This is a genomic window from Acidobacteriota bacterium (assembly GCA_034211275.1).
GTDB lineage: Bacteria > Acidobacteriota > Thermoanaerobaculia > Multivoradales > JAHZIX01 > JAGQSE01.
Map to the genome: position 1 here is coordinate 1 of JAXHTF010000382.1, position 1,788 is coordinate 1,788.

Here is a 1,788-nt window from a genome sequence, read left to right on the forward strand (position 1 = left end):
GTCGCGGCAGAGCCCGCCGCTCGACCTTGCCGTTGGGGGAAAGGGGCAGCTCCGCCAGCGCCACGAAGGCTCCCGGCACCATGTAGTCGGGCAGGCGGCGGCGCAGCTCCTCTCGCAGATCCTGCACCATCTGGGCCTCCGCCTCGGCGTCCAGCTCCCCTGCCGACTCCTCGGTGGCCGGCACCCAATAGGCCACCAGCCGCTGGTCTCCGGGGTCGTCCTCCCGCACGATCACCACGCACTCCCGCGCCATGCCGGTGTCTACCAGCGCCGCCTCGATCTCCCCCAATTCGATGCGCAAGCCCCGCAGCTTGACCTGAAAGTCCAAGCGGCCGAGGAAGTCCACCACGCCGTCCGCCGCCCAGCGGACCTCGTCGCCGGTGCGATAGAGCCGCTGGCCAGGGGTCTCGGAGAAGGGATCGGGGATGAACCGCTGAGCGGTGAGGGATGGCCGGCCCCGATAGCCCCGGGCGAGGTTGACGCCGCCGATGAGCAATTCCCCGGGAACCCCCACCGGCACCGGGCGCAGACCGCGGTCCACCACGTGGATCTGGGTGTTGGCAATGGGGCCGCCGATGGGCACCGGGCGGCGATCCACCTTCGCCCTGCAATGCCAGTAGGTGACGTCGATGGCGGCCTCGGTGGGGCCGTAGAGATTGTGCAGCTGGGCTACGGAGCGCTGGTGGAAGCGCGCGACCAAATCCGCCGGCAACGCCTCTCCGCTACAAATCACTCGCCGCAGGGAACGGCAGCCGGCGAGATCCGCCCGCTCCAAAAAGACCTGAAGCATGGAGGGCACGAAGTGCAGGGTGGTGATGTTACGGCGCTGGACGATCTCCGCCAGATATCGGGGATCCTGATGCCCCCCGGGGCGGGCCATGACCAGCCGCGCGGCGGTGATCAGCGGCCAGAAAAACTCCCACACCGAGACGTCGAAACTGAACGGGGTCTTCTGCAACACCCGATCATCGTGATCCAGGCGATAGGCCTCCTGCATCCACAGCAGGCGGTTGAAGATCGCCCCGTGGCTGTTCATCGCCCCCTTGGGCCGGCCGGTGGAGCCGCTGGTGTAGATCATGTAGGCCAGCGCTCGAGGATCGCCCTCAGTGCGGGGATTGGAGGTCTCCTCCCTCGCCGCCATCGCCTGCTCCAGCTGCTCCACGGCCACCGGCCACACCGTCGTCCCCGCTCCCGCCGGCAGCGGCGCCTCCAGCCGGTCCTGCAAACGCTCCAGGGTCAGCACCAGGGGCACCCCGGCATCCTCCACCATGAAGGCCAGCCGCTCCGCCGGATAGTCCGGATCCAGAGGCACGTAGGCGCCGCCGGCCTTGAGGATCGCCAGCAGCGAAATCACCATCTCGGCGGAGCGCTCCATGAACACTCCCACCAGCACGTCGGTGCCGACGCCGGCGGCCATCAGCCGATGGGCCAGCACGTTGGCCAGGCGGTTGAGGCTGCGGTAGTCGTAGGAGCGGTCCTCCGCCTCCAGGGCGATGGCCTCCGGCAGCAGCTCCGCCTGCTCCTCGAACATCCGGTGCAGGGCGGTGGCAGCGCCGTAGCTGCGACGCGTGTCGTTCCAGCCCGCCAGCTGGCGTTGCTCCGCCGGGGACAGCAGGGGCAACTCCGCCAGCCCCCGGCCCGGTTCCGCGGCGGCCCCCGCCAGCAGAGTGCGCAAATGGCCGGCGAAACGCTCCACCGTCGCCGGATCGAAAAGGTCGCGGTTGTATTCCAGCGTCCAGCCCATGCCCTCCGTCTGCTGCTCGGCGTGGAGGGTTAGATCGAATTTCG

1 protein-coding gene is annotated in these 1,788 nt (G+C 69.1%); it reads right to left on the reverse strand.

Features of this window, described 5'->3' with window-relative positions:
• Positions 1–1,788: amino acid adenylation domain-containing protein (locus tag SX243_26185; protein ID MDY7096476.1), on the reverse strand; the 1,788-nt coding region annotated here is incomplete at both ends.